This is a genomic window from Oligella sp. HMSC05A10, from assembly GCF_001808335.1.
Classification (GTDB): domain Bacteria; phylum Pseudomonadota; class Gammaproteobacteria; order Burkholderiales; family Burkholderiaceae_B; genus Oligella; species Oligella urethralis.
Genome location: NZ_KV792894.1, coordinates 24,344 through 45,456, shown reverse-complemented (window position 1 = coordinate 45,456; position 21,113 = coordinate 24,344). Strand labels below are relative to the sequence as shown.

Genomic DNA, 21,113 nt, shown 5'->3' with positions numbered 1-21,113 from the left:
CCTAAGCCTTAGCCGCTTCACCACGATTACGTGGCTTCCATAGGGTGCTATCACCCTCGATTTTGTCGGTAAAGCGATCGTCTAAGCCAATGTAGTAAACGCGTGGTTCCGTTGACATTTCCGGTTTCAACACTTTAAGTTCGGACTTATGCTCTTCCATACGTTGGCGAATTTCACTCTCAGGATCGTTTAAATCACCAAAGATACGGGCGCCGCCCACACAGGTTTCAACGCAACCAGGTAACAAGCCCGCTTCAACGCGGTGCAAACAGAAGGTGCATTTATCGGCTTTATGCGTTACGGGATTAATAAAGCGCGCATCGTATGGACAGGCTTGTACACAGTAGGCACAGGCCACACAGCGGTCGCTGTCGACCACCACAATACCGTCTTTACGCTTATAGGTTGCACCGACCGGACAAACTGGCACGCAAGGTGGCTTATCGCAATGATTACAGAGTCGCGGCAAAACGTAGGAGCCGGCCTGTTGTTCTGTCGGATCATCCGACATTTTGACGCTGTAGGAGGAAACAATGGTTCTGAAGTTGCCCTCAGGCACGGCATTTTCCTGAATACAGGTCATGGTACAGGCTTGGCAACCGATGCAACGACGCACATCGATTAACATGGCCCAGTATTTGCTCGCATCATCGGGGGTGGAGGCGGTTGCCACCTTAGGCATTGCCACGGCACCCGCCGTCACCACGGGTATCCCCTTTAAAAAGCTACGACGCGACTTTTCGACTTGGTGTTTACAGTTGACGTGAGTATTCATTTTTAACTCCTTTTGTTTATATGCTTATTCTAGGAGTCGGCTATTTTTTTGCCTATCGGAAGTTCTTACCCTCACTAGATGAAATCATCTAGTTTTGGGGCTTTTTAAGAAAAATTAGCGCTAACACTTGATGTAGATCAATTGACGTACAATAGTAAAAAAGCTTTGTTATGCTGCTCTTGTTGAAGCGGCATAGCGTTTAATTTATAAGCTAGAGCGAGTAAAATACCCGCATCGCTATTTTTTTTAAGGAACGCATCCATGACAGCACAGGAACAATTCCTACAAGCAACCGCATCCCTACAACCGATTAAGGATGAAAGTTTATACACCCAATTTTTAACGGATTTTACCGATATCAAGCCGGGCAAGCCCTTGGCTGTATTTCGCCCTAAAAGCACTGAGCAGGTGGCCGCCATTATGCGCGCCTGCACCGAGTATGGCATTAAGGCAGTGGTGCAAGGTGGCCTCACCGGTCTAGCCGGCGGCGCCACGGTGCAAGATGATGAAGTCATCATCAATATGGGACAAATGAATCAAGTAGTGGAGTTCGACGAGGTTGGCGGCACCCTCTGCGTTGAGGCCGGTATGGTGTTAGAGGAGCTATGCCAATTGGTTGAGGCCAAAGACTGGTACTTCCCACTGGATCTGGGTGCGCGCGGCAGCTGCCGTATCGGTGGCAATGTTAGCACCAATGCGGGTGGTAATCGCGTGCTACGCTACGGCACCACACGTGACTTAGTGATGGGGATTGAGGTCGTGCTACCTGATGGTACCGTACTCAATATGTTGCGACGCCTGATCAAAAATAACACAGGCTTAGACTTAAAGCACCTCTTTATCGGCACAGAGGGTCGCTACGGTATTATCACCAAGGTCATGTTACGACTCTTTCCAAAACCGCAACGACGCTACTCCGCCCTCCTGGCCACTGACAGTTTTACGCAAGTCACGGACTTATTAAAGGCCGCCCGTGCTCAACTGCCTGAGCTTTCTAGCTTTGAGCTTATGTGGAAAAACTACATCTCGGTCGCGGCCGAGGTCACACAATCTGAGATACCTTTTGAGGGCGCTTATGCGCATTACATCTTAATTGAAATTGAAGGCGCTGATGACGAGCAATTAGAAGAAAAATTCCAGCGCTTTTTAGAGCACGCGATTGAAGCAGGCCTAGCTGATGACGCCATTATTCCGCAAAATATGACCCAGGCTAAAGCGCTATGGGTATTACGTGATGCGGCTGCGGAGGCCATGCGTGCGCGTGCCCCCTACGTAGCCTTTGATATTGGCATCCCATTGCGAGATATGCCTAAGTTTATCGAGGAGGCGGAGGCTGCTATTGCTGCTGCCTACCCACAGATAGAGTGTCAGTTATTCGGCCACTTGGGCGACGGTAACTTACACCTTACCACGGGTAAAATGCGTGAGGAGGACTATATTCCGGTTGAGCAATTAGTCTATGAAATCGTTGAAAAACATCATGGCAGTGTCACTGCGGAACATGGTATTGGGGTGATTAAAAAGCCATTTTTGCACCATAGCCGTAGCGGTGAAGAGCTACTGTTAATGTCGCTCATCCGTAAACTACTTAACCCGCACAACACCCTGAATCCAGGGCGTGTGATTGATTAATGCATTCAGGAGAAAGCGCATGTTAGCCAAAGCACTTAGAAACGGCTTAGGGTGTATCCTTGCCAGCGTCGACCAACTGACGCGACCTACACCACGACAACGCAGCGCAGAAGCGCAGGCAGAGGTTAATGCACGCACCGCCAAGATGTGCTTATACCAGTTTCACGGCTGCCCTTTTTGCATTAAGGTACGCCGTGAAATGCATAAGTTGAATTTAGCGATACAAACGCATGATGTGAATAAGGATCCGCAAGCCGAGCAAGCATTAATTAGTGGTGGCGGTAAACGCACCGTGCCTTGCTTACGCATTGAGCATGAGGATGGCACGGTACAGTGGATGTACGAGTCGCAAGATATTATTAACTATTTACAGGATCAGTTCGGCTCACTTTAAGTCCTGCTATTGAGCGGGAGAGACGGTCGTAGTCGCATTGCTAGAGGATTTAATTAAGTCATGATAAAACGTATTGCTGTGATTGGCTACGGCGCCATTGCCAAGGATGTCTTAAAGGCATTGCAGGCATTGATAGACACGCATCACATTGCCATCTTAGTACATACGCGCTCAGCACTCAGTGATGCCGACTTAGCAAACCTACCCACGACAGCCGAGGTTACGCAGGAGCCGGCACGGCTTTGGTCATTTAAGCCAGACTTAGTGATTGAAGCAGCGGGACAGGCAGCGGTGGCCCAATATGTGCCTGCCTGTTTAAGTGCCGGCGCCGATGTGTTAATCAGCTCCATTGGCGCCTTGGCCGATACGGATTTGTACGCCGAGCTACTTAAAGTGGCGCAGCAGTTTCAGCGCCGTATTCTCCTGCCGGCTGGCGCCATTGCCGGTTTAGACTATCTCCAATCCATTCAAGGAGCAACAGCGCTACAGGTTATTTACGAATCACATAAACCGGTGGCTGCGTGGTTGCCAGAGCTTGTAGCATTAGGCATTGCACCGGCATCGGTGCAGGAGCCTTTAACGCTGTTTGAGGGTTCGGCCGCTGAAGCCGCTAAACGCTACCCACAAAATCTTAATGTTGCCGCCACCCTCGCCTTGGCCGGGATTGGCATGGAGCAAACACAGGTGCGGGTAGTGGTCGATCCTCACATTCAAGAAAATCAACACCATATTTTGATCCGCAGTGAATATGGCGAAATGCGTCTGCAACTCAGCAATACCCCTGCACCGAGTAATCCTAAATCCTCCTGGGTGGTTGCGCAAAGCATTGCTGCCGTGGTGAAAAAAGAGTTTGCGCAGTTAAGAATTGCTTAAACAGCGACTTGCGAGGCTTTGACTGCTAGTACCAACGGCCTAGCGTGCGTTGAGAGCCTAAGGCGGTTGCTCAGGAGCTGCGTTAGAGGCTCGCCCAACACCCTGGTTGCACCCCTACCCCCCTAATAAACACCAGCTATCCTATTATTTTTACGCTTATTTTTATCCTATCAAGGGTTATTCCTGATTGTTCAAATATGGCAAAAGCTATATAAAACAACCGCAAAGTATAAAAGGTTGCACCTTTTTTACGCCGTTTGCAACCCACCTTAGGAGAATGTGATGAGTGCCACCACCTTGGGCGTCAAGGTTGACCCCGTTTTAAAAGAGCGTATCCGTGAGGCCGCCGAACGCATCGGTCGTACCCAGCATTGGTTTATTAAGCAATCCATTTATTCCATGTTGGAGGAAATTGAGGCCGGACGTCTACCCGCCTCCCTGCAACATGCCTTAGCCTCAGAGGCTGTCAGCCTAGCGGATTTAGAAGAGGCCGGTCTTAGCCCGAGCAATGAGGAGCAGCGTCAGCCCTTTTTACATTTTGCACAAAACATCGCCGCCCAATCGGTTTTGCGTGCCGCCATTACTGCCGCCTATCGTCGTAGCGAGCCAGAATGTCTACCGATGTTATTGGCCTTGGCCGATCCCGGCGAACAAAAAAATGCCATTTTACAAACTGCCCGCAAACTGGTTGATGCCCTACGCAATAAGCGCATCGGCAGTGGCGTCGATGGTTTAATTCATGAGTACTCTCTGTCCAGCCAAGAAGGCGTCGCCTTAATGTGCTTAGCCGAAGCCTTGTTGCGCATCCCAGATAAAGAAAGCCGTGACGCCTTGATTCGCGACAAAATCAGCCGTGGTGACTGGCAATCGCACCTCAGCTCCGGTTCTTTATTTGTAAATGCCGCAACCTGGGGTCTAATGATCACTGGCAAACTTGTCTCCACCAACAGTGAAAAGCGGATGTCATCTGCCCTCAGCCGTCTCATCGCCAAAGGCGGTGAGCCTTTAATTCGCCAAGGGGTAGATCGAGCGATGCGACTGATGGGAGAGCATTTTGTCTGCGGTCAAACCATCGCCAACGCCCTCGCCAACAGTCGCAAATGGGTTAATAAAGGCTTTAACTACTCCTACGATATGCTGGGCGAAGCAGCGATGACGGATGCCGATGCCTTAAACTACTACGCCGCCTATGAGCAAGCGATTCACGCCATCGGTAAAAGTGCCGCCGGCTTGGGTATTTATCAGGGACCGGGCATTTCCATTAAACTCTCCGCTCTGCACCCGCGCTACTCGCGTTCACGCTACGATACCGTGATGACAGAGCTGTATCCACGCTTACGCGACTTAACCCTGTTAGCGCATCGCTACGATATCGGCATTAATATTGATGCCGAAGAAGCCGATCGCTTAGAGCTCTCGCTTGACCTCTTAGAGCGTCTCTGCCATGAGCCGGCACTTAGTGGCTGGAATGGCATTGGCTTTGTGATTCAAGCCTATCAAAAACGCGCGCCGTTTGTAATTGATTACGTTATTGATCTGGCACGCCGCACTAAGCGCAGACTGATGATCCGCTTGGTCAAAGGCGCTTACTGGGATAGCGAAATCAAACGAGCGCAAGTTGACGGTTTGGAGGGTTACCCAGTCTATACGCGCAAAGTGCATACCGATGTGTGCTATCTCGCCTGCGCACGTAAGCTATTAGATGCCCCAGAATTTATTTTCCCGCAATTTGCCACGCATAATGCACAAACCGTGGCCTCCATCTACCATATGGCGGGCAATAACTACTATCAGGGGCAGTTTGAGTTCCAATGTTTACATGGTATGGGTGAACCGCTATACGAGGAGGTCGTGGGCGCCAGCAGTGCCGGCAAGCTCAATCGTCCTTGCCGTATCTACGCCCCCGTTGGTTCTCACGAAACGCTACTGGCTTATTTGGTGCGTCGTTTATTGGAAAATGGCGCTAACTCATCCTTTGTTAACCAAATTGCCAATAAAGAGATCGCTATTGACGGCTTAATTGCCAACCCGGTTGATGTCGCTCGTGCCATTGAACCGTTAGGCTCAGCCCATCCAATGATTCCGGAGCCGCGCAAGCTCTATCAAAGCCAAGGTGAGGATCGATTAAATTCCCTCGGCTTAGATCTATCCAATGAGCATCGCTTAGCCTCACTATCGGCGGGTTTATTAGCGAGCGCCCTAAAACATCGCTTAGCCCTACCAGCAAGCTTTAAGCATGGTGAAGACAGTGAAACATGGCCAGCGGCGGCGCAAGCACGATTAATCGATATTATTAATCCGGCCGATCAGCGCGATATCATTGGTCAAGCCGTATTTAGTAATGCGGAGGAAATCGCTGCTGCCTTAGCACGTGCCGAGCAGGAACAAGCGATTTGGGCAGTCACACCAGCCCAGGAACGTGCCGACTATCTACTTAAAGCAGCCGATTTACTAGAACATGAAAGTTCGGATTTTATTGCGCTAGCGGTACGTGAAGCGGGCAAAAGCTACCCCAATGCCATTGCCGAACTACGTGAAGCGGTGGATTTTCTACGTTACTATGCACGCCAAGTGGCAGAAAACTTTGAAATCGACACCCATCCACCCTTAGGCCCTGTGCTATGCATTAGCCCGTGGAATTTCCCCCTAGCCATTTTCTTGGGGCAAATCAGTGCGGCCTTGGCAGCCGGTAATGTGGTGCTTGCCAAGCCAGCAGAACAAACACCCTTAATTGCTTATTATGCGGTGAAGTTACTACATCAAGCAGGCGTGCCGGAAGCAGCGCTACAACTACTACCTGGTGAGGGGGATGTGGGGGCTGCGCTAGTGGCAGATGCACGTATCCAGGGGGTGCTCTTTACGGGCTCCACGGCGGTTGCCAAAGCCATTGCCGACACCCTATCACAGCGTTTAAATGCAGCGGGTCAGCCGATTCCTTTGATTGCCGAAACCGGTGGTCTTAACGCCATGATTGTGGATTCCTCTGCCTTGGCTGAACAAGTGACTGCCGACGTGATTAATTCGGCCTTTGACTCGGCCGGTCAACGCTGCTCCGCCTTACGCTTATTATGTGTGCAGGAGGATGTGGCAGAAGCCATTATCACCATGATCAAAGGGGCCATGAAGGAATTATGCTTAGGCAACCCTGACCGCTTACGCACTGATGTGGGGCCAGTCATTGATGCGGAAGCACAAAAGAACATCGCCGATTATATTGAATCAATGCGAAGCAAAGGCTTTAAGGTTGAACAGTTGCCTCGCCCTGCGCACACAAATCACGGCACCTTTATTCCGCCCACCATCATTGAAATCAATCAGGCAGGCGATTTGGAGCGCGAAGTCTTCGGTCCCGTGCTGCATATTGTGCGCTACCGTCGCGAGCAGTTAAATGACTTAATGACGCAGATTAATGCCAGCGGCTACGGTCTGACCTTTGGCGTGCATTCACGTATTGATGAAAGCATTGATAAACTAACTGCACAAATCAAAGCAGGTAATGTCTATGTGAACCGCAATATTGTCGGTGCGGTGGTGGGCGTACAGCCCTTTGGTGGTCAAGGGCTGTCTGGTACAGGCCCGAAAGCAGGTGGACCGCTCTACCTACATCGTTTAGTACAACAAAGCCCAGCCTTAACCCTGGATCCTGATGCATTCAACGAGGAAACCAGGGATGCGGCGGCATTCAATGCGATTCAACATTATCGCGAGTGGATTAAGACGCACGCTGAGGCCGAGGAAGCCGCCCTAGTGGAAAAAACTTTAAATCAGCAGACCCTGGGCTATAGTCAAACGCTACCCGGCCCTACTGGTGAGCGTAATATTTACCGCTTATTACCACGCGGTCGTGTGCTATGTATGCCAAGCACGGCATTAGGTTTTAAAGTGCAATTGGCTGCGTGCCTAGCGGGGGGTAATCAGGCCGTCTTTGTGACGGAGGCAGCCTTAGATAGTCAGAATTTACGAGCACAATTACCGCCGGAAGTTCAAGCCTATGTTGAGCTACAGCCCGCCTTAGAGCCATTACTCAAGGATCAGGCGAAGCCACTGGATGCGGCCTTATTTGAAGGTGACAGTGACCGCTTAAAGCCTTTAGCACAGGCCTTAGCCAATTATGAGGCAGCCATTATTCAACCGCAAGCACTGAGTAGCGAAGCCCTGAAAGCGGGGCAACTGTACCGTGCCGAAAGGCTCTGCGTTGAGCGCTCTCTAAGCATTAACACGGCCGCAGCAGGAGGTAACGCCACCCTAATGACCATGATTTAATCTGAGAGCAGGCAGTGAGGGCTTGAAACATGTTGTGCGCAATTGCTGAAAGCACGGATTTCAAGCCCGATAAGGCTTGATTATTTTAAATAAATACTTTTAAATAAACACACTTTCACTTTTTTCCAATATGCAAAGGAGATTGATATGCATGGTGCAGTGAGCTCATCGATTATTATCGTCTTCTCGATTTATATTATCGGGATGGTACTAATCGGTTATTTAGGCTACCGTTCGACTAAGGACTTATCCGACTATATCTTAGGCGGCCGCAGTCTAGGTCCTTTTGTGGTGGCATTAGCAGCCGGCGCTTCCGATATGAGTGGTTGGCTGTTGATGGGTTTACCAGGTGAGGTATTTACAGCCGGTATTTCCGCTTCGTGGATTGCCATCGGCTTAACCATCGGTGCTTATATTAACTGGTTACTCGTTGCTGGTCGTTTGCGTGCCTACACCGAAACAGCGGGCAATGCCCTCACCCTATCGGACTATTTTGCTAATCGCTTTGAGGACCGTAGCAACTTGCTACGCATTGTATCGTCCATTGTGATTTTGCTATTCTTTACGCTCTATTGTGCCTCCGGTGTGGTCGCTTCGGCACGCCTCTTTGAGAGTATGTTCGGCTGGGATTACAACACCGCCATGCTCTTAGGTGCGTTATTTACCATTGCCTACGTTTTTATCGGCGGTTTCTTAGCCGTCAGCTGGACCGATGCAGTGCAAGCCTCCATGATGTTTACCGCCTTAGTGCTAACGCCAATCATCGTGCTGAATCAAGTGGGTGGTGTTGAAGCGGCTTCAAGCATCAGCTTGGACTTTAACCCCAATAGCTTAAGCATGTTCTCAGGGGTTAGCGCCATCGGCATCATCTCCTCTTTAGCATGGGGTTTAGGCTACTTCGGTCAACCGCATATCTTAGCGCGCTTTATGGCCGCTGAATCCATTAAAAGCATTCCGGCAGCGCGTCGCATCAGTATCACATGGATGATTTTGTGCTTAGCGGGTGCCGTCGCCGTGGGCTTTTTCGGTATTGCTTACTTCTCGCCAGTCGAGACCATCACGGATGAGGCTACCTTGGCCGCTGCTAACCGTGTCTTAGAGAATCCTGAGCGTGTCTTTATTGAGTTCTCCGTACTGCTGTTCCACCCTTTAATTGCGGGTCTACTACTAGCAGCGATTTTAGCAGCGGTGATGAGTACCTTATCAGCGCAATTATTAGTATGCTCTAGCTCGCTGACCCAAGACATTTATAAGCCCTTTATTCGTCCGGGCGCTAGCCAAAAAGAATTGGTCTGGTTCGGTCGCTTTATGGTGTTAGCAGTGGCCTTAGTTGCTATCTACCTCGCCAGAGATCCAAACAGCAAGGTGCTAGGCATGGTGAGCTATGCGTGGGCTGGTTTCGGTGCCGCTTTCGGTCCGATTGTGATCCTCTCCGTCTTCTGGTCGCGTCTAACGGCTAAGGGTGCCTTAATCGGTATGATTGTCGGTGCAGCCACCGTGTTGCTATGGAAAAACTATGTTGACAGTCAACTCTATGAAATCGTACCGGGCTTTATCTTGTGCGGTTTAGCTGCGATCGTCATGAGCTTAATCGACAAAAAACCATCGGCCACGATGCTACAAACCTTTGATAAGGTCAATCAAATCATGATCGACTCACGTCGCTAGGTCGATTGCTGACGATTGGATAAAGCGCCTCGCTTACCCCATGGGTGAGCGAGGTTTTTTAATCTAAGCTGTGGGGATCGGCCTTTAGCATCAAATGAGCTAGTTCTGCGGCACTGCTGATCTCCGCCTTTTCCATCACATTTTGACGATGAATATGCACCGTTTTTTCGCTAATATCTAATTGCTGCGCAATTAAGCGATTGGATTGACCACGGGCAAGTAAATTGGCCACCTGCTTTTCGCGCGGCGATAAGCGCGCCAAAATCTCTTCGGCCTCCTGCTGACGTTGTAGATTTTCCCTCGTTTGCTGAGCAAAACGCACCGCTGCCGCCACCTCATCTAACAGCACTTGGTCTTTAAAGGGCTTACTTAAAAAACCATATGCACCTAACTTCATGGCTTGCACGGCCATTTCAATATCACCATGACCCGTCAGAAAAATGATCGGCGTAATCCAACCCAGCTCATTTAACTTAAGCTGTAATTCCATACCGCTCATCAAGGGCATACGAATATCCAATAAGATACAACCCGCCTCCGCGACCGGTTCGGGATAGACCTCTAAAAACTCAGCCGCCGAGGCAAATGCTTCGACGCGCCAGTCCAAATCCTCTAATAAAAAAACCAAGGAACGACGAAAGGCATCGTCATCATCAATGACAAAAACTAGATTCGTATCTATGGCGTCCATGGTGGTCCTAATAATGCGTGTAATGAATAATTAAGGATAACGACAAATTACTGATCAGGCAAACTTAAGGTGAAAATTGCGCCATTTAATGCCATCCCAGCGTGCCCCGACAAATGATCAGCAGGGGGCGCTAAATCGACCTCCAACTTACCGCCATGGGCCTCGGCAATGGTTCTACAAACCGACACGCCCAGACCCAAACCCTCAGCCTTACTAGTGTAAAAGGTTTCAAATAGATTGTCATAGGCTTCAGCGCTTAAGCCTGGACCATTATCCTGTACCGTAAGATGTACTTGATGCTCCGTTTGCCAGAGGTGTAGGTACATCATCGACTGCTCGACCTTCGCTTCAACCATCGCATCATAGCCATTTTTTAAGAGATTAATTAAGGCTTGTTGAATTTGCACCGGATCCACGGTCAAGCGCTTATCGGGCGCCAAATGGTCAATTATCAGGACATCAGGCGGCATGGACAGCATACCACTAAATAACTGCACCGCCTCCTCACATACCTGACGAATCGGCAGCTTTTCTAAACGCATCGGTCGTTTACGGGCAAAGGAACGCACGCCCTGAATGATATTCGACGCCCGTTCAGTTTGCTCGATAATTTCATTGGTGGCCAAGCGTAAATCGTCCTCACTTAATCGCTGCTTATCCAAACGGCGTAACAGACTGCGCGAGTAATTGCCGATGGTCGCCAAAGGCTGATTCAATTCATGCGCCAAGGTTCCGGACATTTCCCCCAAAATCACCAATTTTGCTTGGTGATTGGACTGTGCCTGCACCTCATTAATACGGTCTTGTAAGGCCTTTTGATATTCCAACGCGTGCTCTAAGGCAGCGGTTCGTTTACTGACCAAATAACGTACCCGCGCGGTATACAAACCACCGCAAGCAATTAACACTAAAAGCGCTGCTAAGAGCCACCAATAGCGCTTAAAATAGTCGAATAGTGGAACCTCAGTGGGTTGATAAAACACCAATTCCAGCTCTTTAAACAAATCAAAGAGGTCAAGCGCATTGCCCAAAACCGACCACAACATGGCACCGCTACCACCATCATACGGCGGGGCATCTAACAAGCTGCGCAGTAACTCACGATGCTGCTCCAGTTGCTCATTTTTCACACCAGAAAATACCCAGCCAGGATAGAGGCGAGTGCTCACCAGGCAAGGAAAATCGCTATTTGCCACTGGCTCAAGCACCTCAAAGCGGCTCTGCCAATCAGGCATATTTTCCAACACGCAAGCACGCAGCACGCCCGTGTCGGCTTGACCATTTGCCACCGCCTCCAGCACACGGCTCATGGGAAAGCCCACAGTCTGTAATTGCATTTGCTTTTCAGGATTAACGCCGCGTGCGCGAAGCTCACGCAAGATCATACGATAACCACCAAAGGCCTCATTACTCACAATCGCCATACTGTGACCGGGCAAATCCTCAAAGCGCTGAATAGCGTGGTTATCACGCCGTTTAATCAATACCGAACCCAAACTATAAGGCGATAATGGCTTGGCGGCATAAACTTGCACGAGCATATTATTAATGCCATAGTCATAGTGCAATTCGGAATACAGCCCGGGATTGCTTATCACATAGTCCACCGCTTGATGGCGCACCAAGCTAATCAGCTCATCATGCTCCACCGCAATCAATTCAAACTGATACTGAGGCAAGTCCTGACGCAACCAGTCCAACATAAAGCGCCACTCTTCTAAGGTATGCTCGGTGCCCAAATAGCTTTGCGCCGCAATGCGTATCAATGGCTTCTGCGCTAAATCATGCGCTGACTGGGACTGATTGGCAACAGAGGTGGGCGGCTGTTGAACACTCGCAGCTTGTGCAATCACCGGTGTTAACAGAAGTAGCAGGCTTAGGCAAAGTACAGCGAGCAGCCTGCTTATAGTTAACAGGCATTGATTGCTCGCTTGTGTTGGCTGATTTAATACTTGTTCACAATGCTTCACCGCACTCACCATGTATAGGAAAACTCTCATGCTGACCCTCGCTGTAGGCATAGCTTCAGCCTTCTCACCCAGTAGTATAACCTGAGCCAAAAGCTTGCACTTTACATGTTTCAGCAGTTGCAGGCTTAGGAGGTGCTCTATTGGCACTAATCTTGAGAGGGATAGTACCTTATCCATCAAATCTTAGGGGCGACTTCTTTCCACTGCCCTGGCTGTAAATCACCTAAAGACCAAGGACCAATTCGCACTCGCACCAAACGCAAGGTCGGCAGCCCCACCGCCGCTGTCATACGGCGCACCTGTCTATTTTTCCCCTCTGTAATCGTCAATGCCAACCAGGCGGTCGGGATAGTGGCTCGATAGCGTATCGGTGGTTGCCGCGACCATATATCTGGCGCTGCGATTAATTCCACTTGAGCGGGCAAAGTCATACCGTCCTTTAACATCACCCCCTGACGCAACGACTCTAACTGCGCTGCTGTCGGCTCACCCTCTACTTGCGCCCAATAGGTCTTTTGCATACCGTATTTCGGTTCCGCGATACGAGCCTGCAAACTGCCGTCATTTGTTAGCAATAATAAGCCTTCGCTATTTCTATCCAATCGACCGGCAGCGTACACCTGCTGAATCGGAATATAGTCCTTTAAGGTGCGACGTCCCGCCTCATCCGTAAACTGCGTGAGCACATCGTAGGGCTTATTAAAAAGAATCAATCTTGGTGTTTGCTGTGAGCGCTGTGACTGGCGAGTGCGTTGACCACGATAAGGACTACGTTTTTTATAATCGCCTTGCATTATAATTGCTCCAATGCCGCACCCAAGGCCTTAAGTGGCTCAGCTACCTGCTCAATTAACTGCCTCAAATCAAGGCGCGATGAGGGCACACTCGCATTGAGCGCATACAAACCATTTTTTGCGGCATCATTACGCACGGGGATCGCAATGGCCGTAATATCATGCGAAAACTCGCCCACCGAATAACAAAAGCCATACTGCTGATACACTTCCATTTGTCGTTCTAAGAGCGCTTTTTTAGGACCATAATCCTGCGCTAACAAGGGGCGTAAATGACTCGCCTCCAACAGTATCCGTTGCGCTTCAGTTAAGGCACAATAATAAACCCGTCCAATGGCGGTATCAATCAGCGGCACCGTCGATCCCACCGTCAACTGTACAGCCAGTCGCGCAGGCGAACGAATACTTTCCAGGTAAAGCATCTCCCCACTCTCTTCAACCGCCAGACTCACCGAGACCTCGTACTTTTCCGCAAACGCCATTAATAAGGGCTTAGCATCACGCACCAAATGATCGCTATGGAGCGCAAAGGCGCCTAACTCACGTAGGCGTATATCACTCACATATAAACCGGTCACCGGATGCTTACGTAGAAAGCGCATTTTAATCAGGGTATTCAATATACGACTGACGGTGGCCTTAGGTAATTGCGTCATCTCCGTGATTTGTTGATGCGAAATACCATGGCTATAAAAACGCAAGGCATATAACACCGCCAGTCCACGTGCCAAGGAGGTAATAAACTGACGGTCCTGCTCCGCTTCGCTCTGCGCAATCGTTGCTAATAACTCATCTAACACTTTACAAAACCATTTAAAAAGAGTAAATTTAAGCCTAATGTTCCGCTAAGTATATCATTAATTTCGCACAGCGAAACTATATTTTTTTAAACCGGCTGAGGAGAGTTAACACTATGTCACGAGCACCTTTTAAATGGGAAGACCCTTTTTTACTAGATGAGCAGCTTACTGAAGAAGAGCGTATGGTCGCCGAGAGCGCAGAGACCTTCTGTCAGGAAGTATTAATGCCCGGTATTCTTGAGGCGAATCGCAATGAGCATTTTGATACCGAGCTGATGAAGCGCATGGGTGAGTTGGGACTATTAGGCGCAACCATTGACGGTTACGGTTGTGCCGGTATGTCACATGTTTCTTATGGCCTTATTGCTCGTGCAGTAGAGCGTGTAGACTCCGGTTATCGTTCGGCTATGAGTGTACAGTCCAGCTTAGTGATGCACCCAATCTGGGCTTATGGTACTGAGGAGCAAAAGCAAAAATTCCTACCTAAATTAGCCAGCGGTGAGTATATCGGCTGCTTCGGTTTAACTGAACCCGATGCAGGTTCCGACCCCGCTTCCATGAAAACCCGCGCCCGCAAGGTTGAGGGCGGTTACTCGCTAACTGGCAATAAAATGTGGATTACCAATAGCCCAGTGGCTGATGTTTTCGTAGTTTGGGCTAAAGACGATGCCGGCGAGATTCGCGGCTTTATCCTTGAAAAAGGCATGCAGGGCCTATCTGCGCCTAAAATTGAGGGCAAATTCTCCCTCCGCGCTTCCATTACTGGTGAAATCGTGATGGACAATGTCTTTGTCCCAGAAGAAAATGCATTCCCCGATATCCGTGGCCTTAAAGGTCCTTTCGGCTGCTTAAATAAAGCTCGCTACGGTATTGCTTGGGGCGCCATGGGTGCCGCCGAATTCTGCTGGCATGCCGCCCGCCAATATAGTTTAGACCGCAAACAATTCGACCGTCCTTTAGCGGCTACTCAGCTATTCCAATTAAAACTAGCCAATATGCAGACGGAAATCAGCTTAGGGCTACAGGCCGCTTTACGCGTGGGCCGTTTGATGGATGAAAACCGTGCTGCCCCAGAAATGATTTCCCTCATCAAGCGTAATAACTGCGGTAAGGCCTTAGATATCGCTCGTATCGCCCGTGATATGCACGGTGGTAACGGTGTGTCCGATGAGTTCCATGTTATCCGTCATGTGATGAACCTAGAAGCCGTTAATACCTACGAGGGTACGCATGATGTGCATGCGCTGATTCTTGGACGTGCCCAAACAGGCATTCAAGCCTTTGCGGCGCGATAATCACTACCTCCTATGCGTCCCTGTGCCTGCCCTGGCTGTGATTAACACGCGGGCAAGCGCAGGAGCGCAGCTTATACTACCGCATGGTTGATTATCTTAAGAGTAAATTATGACGACGTCCGCCCTTGCTGGCATCAAAGTGCTTGATTTATCACGGGTACTGGCTGCACCTGGCTGCACACAAATTCTGGCTGATTTGGGGGCTGAGGTCCTAAAGATCGAGCGACCCGTTCAGGGTGATGAAACTCGCCAATGGACACCGCCCACCTTTGAAGATGGCACTTCGGCCTACTTTGCCACGGTTAATCGTAATAAAAAATCCCTCACCATTGATATGAGTCGCCCCGAAGGTCAGGCAATAATACGTCGTCTGGCCCAAGAAGCCGATATTCTGGTAGAAAACTTCAAGGTCGGCGGCTTAAAAAAATATGGCTTAGACTATGAATCGCTCAAAGCCGTCAATCCGCGACTGATTTACGCTTCCTTAACCGGTTTTGGACAATACGGCCCCGATGCCCATAAGCCTGGCTATGACTATATTATTCAAGCTTTATCCGGCTTAATGAGCATTACTGGTCCGGCCGACGGCATGCCGCATAAGGTAGGCGTGGCGGTGGTGGATTTATTTACCGGCTTACAGCTTAGCATCGGGATTTTAGCCGCCTTACGTGCACGCGAACAAAGCGGATGCGGTCAACAGGTTGATGTGTCATTACTAGACAGCGCCTTGGCGATGACAGCAAATATCGGTCAAAACTACCTCGCCAATGGCAAAACGCCTCAGCGCTTGGGCAATGCCCATCAAAGCATTGTGCCTTATCAAGTATTTGAAGTGGCCAATCAACAGCATATGGTCTTAGCTTGTGGCAATGACAAGCAATTTGCCGCGGTCTGCCAAGTGATGTCTGAAGCGTGGGATCAAGATGCGCGTTTTGCCACCAATCCGCTGCGCGTTCAACACCGCAAGGAGTTGATTCCCTTGATGCAGCATGTGTTTTTAAGCAAATCACGAGATGAATGGATTCGCCTATTTGAAGCGGCAGGCGTGCCTTGCGGTGCCATCAATACCATTGATGAGGCCCTGCAATTGCCGCAAGCCGTGGCTCGTGAGATGACAGTCTCATTTGAAAATAGCCCAGTGCGCGTCTTAGGCAATCCGATTAAACTTTCCGATACACCGGTGCAGTATCAAAGCCCACCACCTCGCTTAGGGCAGCATACGGAAGAGGTGCTAAAGACCTTTTTTGATAGCGCAGAAATTGCGCACTGGAAAAAAGACGGCATTATCTAAAACCTAGCGATTGCTCAGCACCAGTTTGACTAGGGTGAGGCTGCGGTCTTGCCCTAGTTAAGGATGTACTCAAGCACGAGAAGGCGCCCGTTATGGCGCGAGGACTGGCTCTTTAAACAGCCTTGATTGCAAATAATCACGCACTTGTGCCGATTCTAAACCGTACACAGCAGCCAAATTTTCTACGCTTAACACATCTTCACTGCGTCCCAAGGCAAAAGGACGTCCAGCCGCTAGCAGCAAAGCCGTATCCGCCACGCGCGCCGCATGCTCTGGTTGATGCGTACAAAGCAAAATCGCTAAGCCCTGTTGCCTGAGTTGCTGAATTTGCTCCAACACCAAAATCTGATTAGCAAAATCCAAACTGGCCGTTGGTTCATCCAAGATCAAGGCCTGCGGTTGTTGTGCCAAGGCGCGTGCCAACAACACCAATTGTTGCTCACCCCCGCTCATTTGCGGAAATAAGCGCTCGGCCAAATGACTAATGCCCAGACGTTCCAATGACTGTGCTGCTATTTCCCGATCGGCTTTGGAGGGCGAAGAAAAAAAATCAACATAGGCACTACGCCCCATCAACACCATATCCAAGGCACTAAAGGAAAAGCTCATACTACTTTGTTGCGGCACAAAGGCCAGCGTTTGAGCTATCTCACGACGACGCCATTGTGCCACATCCTTTGCCAATAACTGCACCGAACCACCCAGACTCGGTAACAGCGCTAATACCGTTTTTAATAAAGTGGATTTACCGCTGCCGTTGGGACCTAATAAACACAGCACCTGCCCCGCCTCTAGTTCAAAACTAATCCCCTCGGCAACCCGTTTATTGGCATAACCAATGGCCAAATCACGTACGCTTAAAATACTTGCTTGCTTAGCCATCAGTGCGTCTCTTTAATAACAAATAAAGAAAAAAAGGCGCGCCGATTAAGGCTGTCAGCACACCTAAGGGCAATTCAATCGCTGCCGCATTTCGTGCCACATTATCCGTTAAAACTAAAAAAATCGCCCCTATCATCAAGGAGGTTGGCATCAATCGCGAGAACTCGGGACCAACGATCAAGCGCGCAATATGCGGTATAACCAGACCAACCCAAGCAATAATACCGGTAAAGGACACCGCAGCGGCCGTCAGCAAGGTCGCACATACAATCACCAACACCCGCAATAAAGCCACATTCAGCCCCAAAGCTTGTGCTTCCATCTCGGACAAACTGAGTAAATTAATGCGCCAACGTAGTAAAAATAAGGGGATCAGCGCCACAACCATCAAGGGTGAGGCCCACAACAACTCCTCGCTCGACACCGCATTTAAACCACCTAGCAGCCAAAAGGTAATGGTAGCTAACTGCGAATAAGGATCGGCCAATATCTTAAGTAAAGAAATACCTGCGCCTAGTAAACTCCCTACAGCAATGCCGGCTAACACCAGTAATAACACAGGATCATAATGACGGCGACTGCTAAGCGAAATCAAATAAACCACAGCCACTGCGATCAAACCGCCAATAAACGCAAATAATTGCACCGTGGCCAAAGGCAAGGACAGAAAAATGGCCAGCACCGCCCCCAAACTCGCCCCAGCAGAGACGCCTAAAATATCCGGTGACACCAAAGGATTACGAAACATAGACTGATAACTGGCACCGGCAACCGCTAGCGCAGCACCCACCAGTATCGCAGCCGACAAACGCGGCAGGCGTAAATTCCATAACACCACATCAGCGTTGCTACCCTCACGGCCGGCGGTCACGAAACTATGCCATAACTCAGCCAGGCTTAAAGGGTATTTGCCGCTCATCAAAGTGAACAGTGAAAGGGCTACCAAAAGCACAAAAAGTAAAGCAAACAACCCCACAGACCGAGTTTTTGCTAACATCGTCACTCCCTAGCGCTCGTCGAAAATGACAGGCGCAATCAAAAAAGAACGGATTTGCTCATCATCCAACGACACAACATAAAATAAGCGATAAAACTCCCTTATTTTAGCGATTTGTTCAGCTTCTGGTGCTTGTTTTAACCACTGACTTAACCACAATAGCCCTAACAGTCGATTAACCCCTGGTGGCTCATCTAGCGAACCAAAGGGCAGCGATGGCACAAGATACACTTGTTGCTTTTGTACCGCTGGCACTTTACGCCAGAGCGGATGCTCATAGACGGTGGCTAAAAACGCCTCGCTATGCGTCAAAATCACGTCTGGTTGCCATAGCAACACTTGCTCCATGGACACTCGGGCTAAACGCTCACCTGCCAGCTCATCAGCCACATGGTGAATGCCTAGTGTTCTCAGCAGCTCGGTATGGATGGAGTGACTCAGACCAGTTTCTAAACCATCTACCGAACGTGCCATATAAACCCTATGGTAGTTATAAGCGGAAAAACGGCTGTGCTTAGGATCGTGCAAAGCAAGGTCTAAACCACCAGCAGCTTCCTCTATCTTCGTTATTGGTAAAAAATATAAATACTATAAAATCGCTCTTAAACGATATATCCTAAATAAATAACGAAATTAACATAGAGTAACAACAATAACAAGCAATAACATTTCTTATCACGAAACGCTTACTTTCTAACAACAAAAATCCAAGCCTTCCTTCGAAGGCTTGGGTTTTGAAGCTAGTCCACATCCTTTTTATGCTAGAATTGCTTAAACAACAAGGATGATTAGGGATGTCATGCTGAGATACATTGGCGCAAAAGCGCTGCTGCTTCAAGAGATAGAAGCACTACTGAACAAACATATCAACGGTACCGAAGAAAGCTTCCTAGACCTATTTGCAGGTACAAATATCGTCGGTAGACATTTTAAAAAGGACTACCGAATTATCACTAATGACTTACTATACTTCTCCTATTGTCATAGTAAGGCTGTGATTGAGAATAATTTACCACTTCTGTTCAAAGGCTTAGGCTTCGATCCTTTTGTGTATTTAAATGACAAGAATAATGTCCAGCAATATAGAGGGGACTTATACTACACGAAAAACTATACTCCTCTAGGTGAGGCAATGTATTTCAGTGAAGATAATGGTAGGCGTTTGGACTTTATTCGCAATACCATTGATGAGTGGTTTAGCGAGAAACGATTAGAAGAGCACGAGTATTTTTATCTCCTTGCATGTTTAATAGCAGCTGTCCCGCCAGTAAGCAATACAACAGGCACATATGGCGCCTTTTTAAAGCATTGGGATAATCGAGCCTTAAAACCGCTACAGCTCAACCCCTTAGCAGTATTAAACAATAACAGAGCTAATCAGGCCTACAACCAAGATGCTAACCAGCTGGTGAAAGAGGTTTCGGCAGATATCGTATACATTGACCCGCCATATAATAATAGACAATATGCGGCTAACTACCATGTGCTCGAAAATATTGCGCTCAATACAAAACCACGTTTAAAGGGGGTCACAAGACTTTTTGACTGGCAATCAAAAAGAAGTAACTACTCCACATCAAACGGAGCCTTAGCGGCGATGACAAACCTTATCGATAATATTGAGGCCACTCATATTATTATTAGTTACAACGATGAGGGAATCATAAACCACGAGGATATGTTGAATTTACTAAAAGAACGTGCTATTGATAAACGCATAGATGTAGTTAAAATTCCTTACCGTAAATATCAATCCAAAATTTCCTCAAAAAAAGCCGATCTAAACGAGTATCTCTTTTATATCAAGAAGAAAGAATTACAGCAAAATAAGCAATTTTTTTTAAGAAGTCCAACGCATGAGGCAAGCACGTGGACACCAAAAAGAAATGCTTATATCAAAAGCCCTTTGAACTATATAGGAGGCAAATATCGCCTGCTAAGTCAAATTATTCCTTTATTCCCAAAGCATATTGATACCTTTGTGGACTTGTTTTCTGGCGGTGCTAATGTGGGCATTAACGTGCCTGCTAAAAAACATATCTTTAATGATATGAACACTAAGGTTAATGAGATGTTCATTTTTTTTGCTAGTCAAGATACGGAACGTTGTATTGCGGCCATCAAAAACAATATCGAAAAATATGACTTAAGCAAAACAAATGAAGAAGGTTTTTTGAAGTTGCGTGAAGCTTACAATGCGCAGCCTAATCCACTCGACTTATATACTCTGGTGTCGTACAGCTACAATTATCAGCTGCGATTTAATAATGAGATGAAGTTCAATAATCCATTTGGTAGGAATCGAAGCTCCTTTAGCCAAAATATGGAAAATAATTTGCGTGCGTTTAATAATAAGCTACAGACCTTAGACTATCAGTTTACTAGCGATTATTTTGACAATGCGGACTTAACATTTTTAGATAGTAATGACTTTGTGTATCTTGACCCGCCATACCTAATCACCACTGGAAACTATAATGATGGCAACCGTGGTTTTAAGAACTGGGGTGATGAAGAAGAGCGTAAGCTTTTGAAGCTTTTAGATTACCTAAACGCTAAAGGTGTTAGATATGCGCTTAGCAATGTCATTTCTCATAAGGGCAAGGAAAATTACTTACTAAAAGAATATCTTAATAATACAAACACAACTGTGCATCAAATAAATTCCTCTTATGGAAACGCCTCTTATAACACCAAGAAAGAGGCCAGCAAAGAGGTTTTAGTGACAAATTATTGTCCTACCAGCTTTGAACTCTTAAACTAAGTTAGTAGTCAATCGATCTTTGAT

At 48.2% G+C, this 21,113-nt stretch carries 16 protein-coding genes; 8 read left to right on the top strand and 8 right to left on the bottom strand.

Annotated elements, in window-relative coordinates; all coding sequences use genetic code 11:
• Position 1: 1 nt before the first annotated feature.
• A complete protein-coding gene (dsrO, locus tag HMPREF3144_RS04410) occupies positions 2-775 on the bottom strand; it encodes a sulfate reduction electron transfer complex DsrMKJOP subunit DsrO (RefSeq protein ID WP_036559091.1) in 774 nt (257 codons plus the stop codon).
• A 261-nt stretch (positions 776-1,036) separates the two neighbouring features.
• On the opposite strand from dsrO, the gene HMPREF3144_RS04405 reads away from it, so the two are divergent.
• The 5 genes from HMPREF3144_RS04405 (at position 1,037) to putP (ending at position 9,605) form a co-directional block, all read left to right on the top strand.
• Entirely contained in the window at positions 1,037-2,407 is a 1,371-nt protein-coding gene (locus HMPREF3144_RS04405) for an FAD-binding oxidoreductase (RefSeq protein ID WP_070476628.1), read from the top strand.
• 19 nt (positions 2,408-2,426) lie between these two features.
• On the top strand, positions 2,427-2,801 hold the full coding sequence (locus HMPREF3144_RS04400; protein ID WP_070476625.1) for a glutaredoxin family protein: 375 nt from the start codon (positions 2,427-2,429) through the stop codon (positions 2,799-2,801).
• A gap of 60 nt (positions 2,802-2,861) precedes the next feature.
• Positions 2,862-3,674 carry an aspartate dehydrogenase gene (locus HMPREF3144_RS04395; RefSeq protein WP_070476623.1) on the top strand — a complete coding sequence of 271 codons (813 nt, stop codon included), beginning with the start codon at positions 2,862-2,864 and terminating at the stop codon, positions 3,672-3,674.
• A gap of 282 nt (positions 3,675-3,956) precedes the next feature.
• Positions 3,957-7,937, top strand: coding sequence for a trifunctional transcriptional regulator/proline dehydrogenase/L-glutamate gamma-semialdehyde dehydrogenase (gene putA / locus HMPREF3144_RS04390; RefSeq protein ID WP_070476621.1), 3,981 nt, complete (start codon positions 3,957-3,959; stop codon positions 7,935-7,937).
• A 147-nt stretch (positions 7,938-8,084) separates the two neighbouring features.
• Positions 8,085-9,605: a sodium/proline symporter PutP gene (gene putP, locus HMPREF3144_RS04385; protein WP_083290383.1), complete on the top strand. Its 1,521-nt coding sequence runs from the start codon at positions 8,085-8,087 to the stop codon at positions 9,603-9,605.
• 58 nt (positions 9,606-9,663) lie between these two features.
• Here putP and HMPREF3144_RS04380 read toward each other — a convergent pair whose 3' ends face one another.
• The 4 genes from HMPREF3144_RS04380 to HMPREF3144_RS04365 form a co-directional block, all read right to left on the bottom strand.
• Positions 9,664-10,296 (bottom strand): response regulator transcription factor, encoded by a 633-nt coding sequence (locus HMPREF3144_RS04380; RefSeq protein WP_018026711.1) that lies wholly within the window; start codon positions 10,294-10,296, stop codon positions 9,664-9,666.
• 47 nt (positions 10,297-10,343) lie between these two features.
• A complete protein-coding gene (locus HMPREF3144_RS04375; protein ID WP_246823891.1) occupies positions 10,344-12,296 on the bottom strand; it encodes a sensor histidine kinase in 1,953 nt (650 codons plus the stop codon).
• Between the two features lie 146 nt (positions 12,297-12,442).
• The gene (locus HMPREF3144_RS04370) at positions 12,443-13,060 is read right to left on the bottom strand and encodes a pseudouridine synthase (RefSeq protein WP_036559072.1); all 618 of its coding nucleotides are present in this window, start codon (positions 13,058-13,060) and stop codon (positions 12,443-12,445) included.
• Positions 13,060-13,860 carry an IclR family transcriptional regulator gene (locus HMPREF3144_RS04365; RefSeq protein WP_070476619.1) on the bottom strand — a complete coding sequence of 267 codons (801 nt, stop codon included), beginning with the start codon at positions 13,858-13,860 and terminating at the stop codon, positions 13,060-13,062. Before HMPREF3144_RS04365 ends, HMPREF3144_RS04370 begins: the two co-directional genes overlap by 1 nt.
• Positions 13,861-13,973: 113 nt before the next feature.
• Here HMPREF3144_RS04365 and HMPREF3144_RS04360 point away from each other — a divergent pair, with 113 nt between their 5' ends.
• Positions 13,974-15,155, top strand: a complete 1,182-nt coding sequence (locus tag HMPREF3144_RS04360; protein ID WP_018026706.1) for an acyl-CoA dehydrogenase — start codon at positions 13,974-13,976, stop codon at positions 15,153-15,155.
• Positions 15,156-15,264: 109 nt separating this feature from the next.
• The gene (locus HMPREF3144_RS04355; RefSeq protein WP_018026705.1) at positions 15,265-16,446 is read left to right on the top strand and encodes a CaiB/BaiF CoA transferase family protein; all 1,182 of its coding nucleotides are present in this window, start codon (positions 15,265-15,267) and stop codon (positions 16,444-16,446) included.
• A 90-nt stretch (positions 16,447-16,536) separates the two neighbouring features.
• Here HMPREF3144_RS04355 and HMPREF3144_RS04350 read toward each other — a convergent pair whose 3' ends face one another.
• Genes HMPREF3144_RS04350 through HMPREF3144_RS04340 form a run of 3 tightly spaced genes read right to left on the bottom strand, consistent with a single transcriptional unit; the run spans position 16,537 to position 18,799 of the window.
• Complete coding sequence (locus tag HMPREF3144_RS04350) at positions 16,537-17,328, bottom strand: ABC transporter ATP-binding protein (protein WP_070476617.1); 792 nt, start codon at positions 17,326-17,328, stop codon at positions 16,537-16,539.
• Complete coding sequence (locus HMPREF3144_RS04345) at positions 17,321-18,325, bottom strand: FecCD family ABC transporter permease (protein ID WP_070476615.1); 1,005 nt, start codon at positions 18,323-18,325, stop codon at positions 17,321-17,323. The genes HMPREF3144_RS04350 and HMPREF3144_RS04345 overlap by 8 nt, the downstream gene beginning before the upstream one ends.
• Before the next feature lie 9 nt (positions 18,326-18,334).
• Complete coding sequence (locus HMPREF3144_RS04340; RefSeq protein ID WP_018026702.1) at positions 18,335-18,799, bottom strand: ABC transporter substrate-binding protein; 465 nt, start codon at positions 18,797-18,799, stop codon at positions 18,335-18,337.
• A 325-nt stretch (positions 18,800-19,124) separates the two neighbouring features.
• Here HMPREF3144_RS04340 and HMPREF3144_RS04335 point away from each other — a divergent pair, with 325 nt between their 5' ends.
• Positions 19,125-21,089, top strand: coding sequence for a Dam family site-specific DNA-(adenine-N6)-methyltransferase (locus HMPREF3144_RS04335; RefSeq protein ID WP_081941632.1), 1,965 nt, complete (start codon positions 19,125-19,127; stop codon positions 21,087-21,089).
• The last annotated feature ends 24 nt before the right edge of the window (positions 21,090-21,113 follow it).